A 6,077-nucleotide genomic window follows, 5' to 3' on the forward strand; every position below is an offset into this window, starting at 1 on the left:
CGCGTCGCCGGCCGGTCAGGACAGCGCGGCGCCGCCCTGCCAGAGTGCGTCGAACGGGGCGTGGGAGGAAACCCGCGCCTTGATGCCCTCGGTGACGAAGTGCTTGGCGGTCTTGGCCGCCTGCAGCGGGGTGGCACCCTTGGCCAGTTCGGCGGTCACCGCGGCGGCCAGCGAGCAGCCGGCGCCCGAGACGGCCACTTCGCCGACCTTCGGCGCGGAGAGCACCTCGAGGGTTTCGCCGTCGTAGAAGACGTCCACCGCGTCCGGGCCGGCCAGACGCACGCCGCCCTTGGCCAGCACCGCGGCGCCGGAGGCCTCGTGGATGATCTTGGCGGCCCGTTTCAGGTCCTCGACGTCGTTGATCGTGATCCCGGAGAGGGACTCGGCCTCGAAGTGGTTCGGGGTGACGAAGGTGGCCAGCGGCAGCACCTGGGCCTTGAGCGCCTGGTCCGTGTCCAGCGCGTGACCGGGTTCCTGCCCCTTGCAGATCAGTACCGGGTCCAGCACGATGTTGTCCCATTCCTGGTTCTGCAGCGCTGCCGCGACCGTGTCGATGGTTGCGGGCGAGCCGAGCATGCCCAGCTTGACCGTCTTCAGCGAACCTTCATAGCAGGTTTGGATCGCCTCCAGCTGATCGGCGATGACGCCTGCGTCCACCGGGACGAAGCGGTGGTTCCAGTTGTCCTGGGGATTGAAGGACACGATGCAGGTCAGGGCGGTGATGCCGTAGGTGCCCAAAGCCTGGAAGGTCTTCAGGTCCGCCTGGGCTCCCGCGCCTCCGGTGGCTTCGGAGCCGGCGATGGTCAGCGTGATGGCGGGCCGGTTGGTTTCGGTGATGGAAACAGACATGCGGCTATTTTCCACCGACACACCCTCTGGCTCCTAATGACGACGGCGGCGCCCCCCCGACGGGCTCAGCGGATATCCACCATCCGCCATACGCTGAACCGGCCGATGGCCGCGGCCAGCCCGATCAGCGCCGCCAGTTCCAGCGTGCCGAGCGGGTCGCCGCTGGAGAGCGAGACCAGGATCAGGAACGAAGCCGCCGTCATGACCGCGAAGAACGCCAGCACGTGCAGCCATTGGTTGGCCACCGGCCGGAGCAACATGCCCAGCACAAAGGCGATCGGTGCACCAATGACCAGTCCAACGCCGCCGGCGTACAACCCAACGACCAGCGCCAGGAGCGCGGCCGAGGCGAATTGGTGCCAGCTGAGCGGGCCGCCGGCCAGGGTGAGCAGCAGGGCGCCCAGCGCGAACACGGAGACGGCCACGAGGAATCCGACCACGAAAGCCCCGAACCCGAACGTCACCCGGTGGCGCGGGTTGTTGTCCTCGAAGTCGTCGGGTTCGGGCTCCTGGGTCATACAGCCAGAATAGGACGGCGGCGGTCGTGGGGCAGCCGGTCATCTCAGGCGCGGGAGCGCGGCGCCCGCGCGCATGGGAGAATGGTAGGCGGTCCGGGTGGCAGACGGACCCCTAGTGCTAATACAGCGGACGTTTCTTCAGGTCACCGGGCGGTGCGAAACGTTGCGCGAACCACTACTACGAGGGTGAACACCAAGATGACACAACTGCAATCCCGCACGCCTGCCCGCTTTGCCTCGATCGGCAGCCCCTACTTCGGCATCATGCTGGCCGTCATGGCCGTCGTGCTGATCCTGTCCAACATCGGCGCCTCCAAGGGCGTGGCGCTCGGGCCGATCATCACCGACGGCGGATTTTTCCTGTTCCCGCTGGCGTACATTCTGGGCGACGTGATCAGCGAGGTCTACGGCTTCAAGGTGGCGCGGAAAGCCATCCTTACCACCTTCGCGCTGTCGGTCTTCGCCTCGCTGTGCTACTGGGTAATCATCGCGCTGCCGGGCTTTGACGACGAGTTCGGGCAGATGAAACAAGAGGCCCTTGAGGGTGCGCTCGGCCCGGTGCCGCTGATCGTGCTGGCCAGCCTCCTGGGCTTCCTCGTGGGCCAGACGCTGAATTCCTGGGTGCTCGTGCGCATGAAGGAGCGCTGGGGTGAACGCCGGCTGTGGGCGCGCCTGATGGGTTCGACCGGTGTGGGCGAGTTCGCGGACACGCTGATTTTCTGTTCCATCGCCGCCTCGGTGATCGGCATCGGCGATGTTCCCACGTTCATTAACTACGTGGCCGTCGGCTTCATCTACAAGACGGCGGTGGAATTCCTCTTCGTTCCCGTCACGACCGCCGTCATCGGGCGGGTGAAGAAGCGCGAACCGTCCTACAGTGCGGCGCCTTCTTCTTCTGCGGCCTGATCGTCGGCGGCGAGCGTCGGGACGCGTTCACTGAGCTCCGTCGGAGACAGGTTCGCTGCTCCGCTGATCTCCTCCGGGGCAGCCCCGGCCTTGAGCGCTTCGTCGATGGCGGAGTCCAGGATCGTCTCCGCCTGATCCATTTCGCCCTGCAGCGTTTCCACCGCTGCCGAGGCGGTCCAGACCTGTTTCAAGTGCTCATCCATTGCTCTACTTCCTATCTTGCCGAGGGACGAATCCCGCCCGCAGGGCATGTCAGCATCGGTGATGCGGAGTCCGGGGCCCCGGAAGCCCCAGCTTACAATGTAAGCCCTTGGGAATCGAGCCCCGCCGACGATTTTCCGGCGTCTCCTGTCCAAAACTTTTCATACTTCGGCCAACGGCGGCAAAACCGCGGGTTACCGCGGAAAATCACGTACTTCCGGTACCGAATTATGCGGCCGCTCAGAGAGCTCGGACCGGCGGGCGGGAGGACAGGGCGGAGCCCGACGCGTAGGCTGGGGCGCGAATGCAGGAGGGAGCGGTCAATGGTCGAACCCGAACAGTCTTCGGCAGTTGATGCGGGCCACGGCGGCCACGACAGGCAGCGGCTGGATCGACAGCGGATCCTGGAGGCGGGCGCGGCGTTCATCGAGCAGCACGGGGTCCGTCAATTGAGTATGCGGCGCCTCGGTGCGGAGTTGGATGTCGAGGCCATGTCGCTCTACCGCTACGTGCCGTCGCGGGAGCACCTGCTCGACGGCATCGTGGAGATAGTGGTCGACGAGCTGTACAGGGACCCGGAAGTGTACGTGGAGCCCCGGCACGGGTGGCAGGACTATCTGCTGCGGCTGGCCCACGGGCTGCGCCGGCTTGCCGTTAAGCATCCGGAGGTGTTCCCGCTGATTGCCACGCGCCCCACCGAGGCTCCCTGGGTGCAGCCGCCCTTGCGCAGCCTGAAGTGGGTGGAGTCGTTTCTCAAGGCCATGACCGGCGCGGGCTTCAGCAACGAACAGGCCGTGGAGGCCTATCGGGCCTTCAGCAGTTTCCTGATCGGCCACTTGCTGCTGGAGGTGGCTGCGCTCGGTGCCGACATAGGGCCGGTCGAGGAGGGCACGCCACCGCCGCCCGGCCAAACTGACCTGACCGACTATCCGCTGCTGCAGAAACTGCAGGGCCTGCTGTCCCAGGACCGCGCCAAGCAGGAATTCGAAGCCTCGCTGGATTGGCTGCTCGAGCGTCTGGACAGCCAGCTTTCCTGATGGCGGACACCATCCGAGCCTGCGCGCCGCTGCGCTTCGGCGGGCGTGCGGCCCAACCGAGTCCGCCACCGCGCTGCGGCGCGGGTGCCATGGTTGCCGCAGTGCTTCGGCCCGCCTGCACATCGCCTCCGCCGCGGTGCCGCGGCGCCTCCGCCGCCGTTCTTCTATGCCTCCGTTGTGAGGCAATTTAGCTGCGCCATTTTGCAGATTGATAATAAGCATGCTTTGCTTACATCGTAAGCATGATTACCGTTCGGTCCGGCACCGCCGGGTCCGAGGTTCCCAGCCAGGGGTCCGGTCGGGTCACGCCCGCACCTCCGGTTGGAGAGGCTAAGTGAGGAGAGGCATGCAGGTAATACGCAACAACTACGACGCATCACGCTTCGACGCCTATGTTGACGGGGAAGTAGCGGCGTCGTTGCAGTACAAGATCCAAGACGGTGAGATGTGGCTCCTCCAGATTGACGAAGACCGTTTGCACCGCGGGCTTGGCCTGGCCGACGAATTGGTGCGCCGGGCACTGGTTGAAGCACACCGTCGCCGCCTGCGCGTGCTGCCCTTCTGCCAGGAAGCCCGGCAGCAGGTCTTTAACCATCCTGTGTTCCTCCGGCTGGTACCGCAGGAACAGCGCAGCCGCTTCCATAAGTCGTGGGCCTTGGAGAGCAAGGCCGGGGCGGGTCGCCGCCGGCGCCGGGTGTCCTCCGGTGTGGCCCGGACCTCCACCGCGCCGAAGGCAACGGCCCGAAATTCCACCGCGCCGAAGGCAGCGGCGCGATGAGTGGCAAACTCAAGGTCACGGTCCGCGTCGACTTGGAGTGTTCAGCCGCGCACATTGACGTACGCGGGCGGGTCGACGAGCGGAACGTTTTGGCCGTCTACTCTTTGGCCAGGCGGGCCAACTCGCTGGCCGCGGGACTTCAGATAACCATTGACCTGCAGAATGCCTCCGTGGACGGGGCAGTCCTGGCAGAACTGCAAGGATGCGCGGAGGCCGGAGCGCTGCCCGCACATGCCGACCCCGGGCAGTCCGATTGCTGGCTGAGGATTCTGGCTCCGACCACGGAGCTGTCCGACGTGGCGCTGGCTGCCTGAGCCCGGCCCGCACCAAGACACGGAAGGCCGCCGTCGTTCTCACGGAAACGACGGCGGCCTTCCGCGTGCCCGGAACTGCCCCGCCTCCGGCCCGCCGATCCACGGTCCCGGGCCGCGCCCGGGCAGATCAGGCGTAGTAGCGGCCCAGCACCTCGGCCTTGAAGTCGAAGAAGGAACCGTCGTCGATGGCCAGCCGCGCATCGTCGACCAGTTTCACGGTGAAGCGCTCGTTGTGGATGGAGATCAGCGTGTGGCTGACCATCTCGTTTGCCTTGTACAGGTGGTGGATGTAGGCGCGCGTGTAGTTTGCGCAGGTGTAGCAGTCGCAGCCGTCCACCAAGGGGGTGAAGTCCGTTTTAAACCGGCGGTTGGACAGGTTCTTGCGGCCGTCGGGCGTGTAGAACGCGGAGTTGCGCGCCACCCGGGTGGGGGAGACACAGTCGAAGGTGTCGGCGCCGTTCTCGATCGCGGTGAAGATGTCGTCGGGTTCGGAGATGCCCAGCAGATGGCGGGGCTTGTCCTCGGGCAGCTCCTCGGTGCACCAGCGCACGATCGTGCCCAGGTTCTCCTTCTCCAACGCGCCGCCAATGCCGAAGCCGTCGAAGTTCATCGCTCCGAGGTCGCGGCAGGCCTTGCGGCGCAGGTCTTCGTACTGGGCGCCCTGAATCACCCCGAAGAGTGCCTGGTACGGCCGGTGGGAGCGCTCCTCGGTGAGCCGCTCGTGCTCGGTCACGCACCGCTCGGCCCACCGCCGCGTGCGTTCCAGCGACTCCTCCTGGTAACCGCGCGAATTCATCAGCGTGGTCAGCTCGTCGAAGGCGAACATGATGTCGGCCCCGAGCTGGTGCTGCACCTGCATGGAGATCTCCGGCGTGAAGCGGTGCCTGTCGCCGTTGAGATGCGACTTGAACCAGACGCCGTCGTCATCCACGTGGGCCAGGCGTTCCTTGCCGGGTGCCACCCGGTCGTCGGAGCCGCTGCCGGCCGCGGCCGCGTCCATGCTGATGACTTTCTTGAAGCCGGAGCCAAGGCTCATCACCTGGAAGCCGCCGGAATCCGTGAAGGTGGGCCCGTCCCAATTCATGAACCTGCCCAGTCCGCCGGCCGCATCCAGCACCCCCGCCCCGGGCTGCAGGTACAGGTGGTACGCGTTGGCCAGCAGGGCCTGCGCGCCGAGCTCCTTCATCGACTCGGGGAGTACGGCCTTGACCGTGGCTTTGGTGCCGACGGCGATGAAGGCCGGCGTCTGAATCTCCCCGTGCGGCGTGGTGATGGTTCCGGTCCGGCCCTGGAACGCGCCCCCGTTGTCTTCTACGTGGGCGGGGGAGGGGCTGGCGGTGTCGGACAGGCGGCTGCCGACGCGAAAGGAAAAATCAGACTGGGGCACCCCACCATTTTGCCTTACCGGGCGAGGGCCGGGCTCCGGGGCCGCGGCGTGCTGGCGCGACGGCGGTGGTGGCTGCCCGGGCTGTGG

At 66.3% G+C, this 6,077-nt stretch carries 8 protein-coding genes; 4 read left to right on the top strand and 4 right to left on the bottom strand.

Going from position 1 to position 6,077, the window contains the following annotated elements; all coding sequences use genetic code 11:
* Positions 1 to 15: 15 nt before the first annotated feature.
* Both thiD and AC5RV2_RS13475 read right to left on the bottom strand, forming a co-directional pair.
* Positions 16 to 849: a bifunctional hydroxymethylpyrimidine kinase/phosphomethylpyrimidine kinase gene (gene thiD, locus AC5RV2_RS13470; RefSeq protein WP_494002228.1), complete on the bottom strand. Its 834-nt coding sequence runs from the start codon at positions 847 to 849 to the stop codon at positions 16 to 18.
* A 65-nt stretch (positions 850 to 914) separates the two neighbouring features.
* On the bottom strand, positions 915 to 1,367 hold the full coding sequence (locus tag AC5RV2_RS13475; protein ID WP_493977001.1) for a hypothetical protein: 453 nt from the start codon (positions 1,365 to 1,367) through the stop codon (positions 915 to 917).
* A gap of 198 nt (positions 1,368 to 1,565) precedes the next feature.
* On the opposite strand from AC5RV2_RS13475, the gene AC5RV2_RS13480 reads away from it, so the two are divergent.
* Positions 1,566 to 2,273, top strand: a complete 708-nt coding sequence (locus AC5RV2_RS13480) for a queuosine precursor transporter (protein ID WP_494092752.1) — start codon at positions 1,566 to 1,568, stop codon at positions 2,271 to 2,273.
* On the opposite strand, the gene AC5RV2_RS13485 is transcribed toward AC5RV2_RS13480, so the two are convergent.
* On the bottom strand, positions 2,240 to 2,476 hold the full coding sequence (locus AC5RV2_RS13485) for a hypothetical protein (RefSeq protein WP_494092753.1): 237 nt from the start codon (positions 2,474 to 2,476) through the stop codon (positions 2,240 to 2,242). The two genes, AC5RV2_RS13480 and AC5RV2_RS13485, sit on opposite strands and share 34 nt — an antisense overlap.
* 321 nt (positions 2,477 to 2,797) lie before the next feature.
* Between AC5RV2_RS13485 and AC5RV2_RS13490 the strand changes: the two genes are divergently transcribed.
* The 3 genes from AC5RV2_RS13490 (at position 2,798) to AC5RV2_RS13500 (ending at position 4,603) form a co-directional block, all read left to right on the top strand.
* Positions 2,798 to 3,511 carry a TetR/AcrR family transcriptional regulator gene (locus tag AC5RV2_RS13490; RefSeq protein WP_494092754.1) on the top strand — a complete coding sequence of 238 codons (714 nt, stop codon included), beginning with the start codon at positions 2,798 to 2,800 and terminating at the stop codon, positions 3,509 to 3,511.
* A gap of 346 nt (positions 3,512 to 3,857) precedes the next feature.
* Complete coding sequence (locus tag AC5RV2_RS13495; RefSeq protein WP_494092755.1) at positions 3,858 to 4,289, top strand: GNAT family N-acetyltransferase; 432 nt, start codon at positions 3,858 to 3,860, stop codon at positions 4,287 to 4,289.
* Entirely contained in the window at positions 4,286 to 4,603 is a 318-nt protein-coding gene (locus tag AC5RV2_RS13500; RefSeq protein ID WP_494092756.1) for a hypothetical protein, read from the top strand. The genes AC5RV2_RS13495 and AC5RV2_RS13500 overlap by 4 nt, the downstream gene beginning before the upstream one ends.
* 127 nt (positions 4,604 to 4,730) lie before the next feature.
* Here AC5RV2_RS13500 and tgt read toward each other — a convergent pair whose 3' ends face one another.
* Entirely contained in the window at positions 4,731 to 5,990 is a 1,260-nt protein-coding gene (gene tgt, locus AC5RV2_RS13505) for a tRNA guanosine(34) transglycosylase Tgt (protein ID WP_494092757.1), read from the bottom strand.
* Between the last annotated feature and the right edge of the window lie 87 nt (positions 5,991 to 6,077).

This window comes from Arthrobacter sp. Y3225116 (assembly GCF_059091245.1).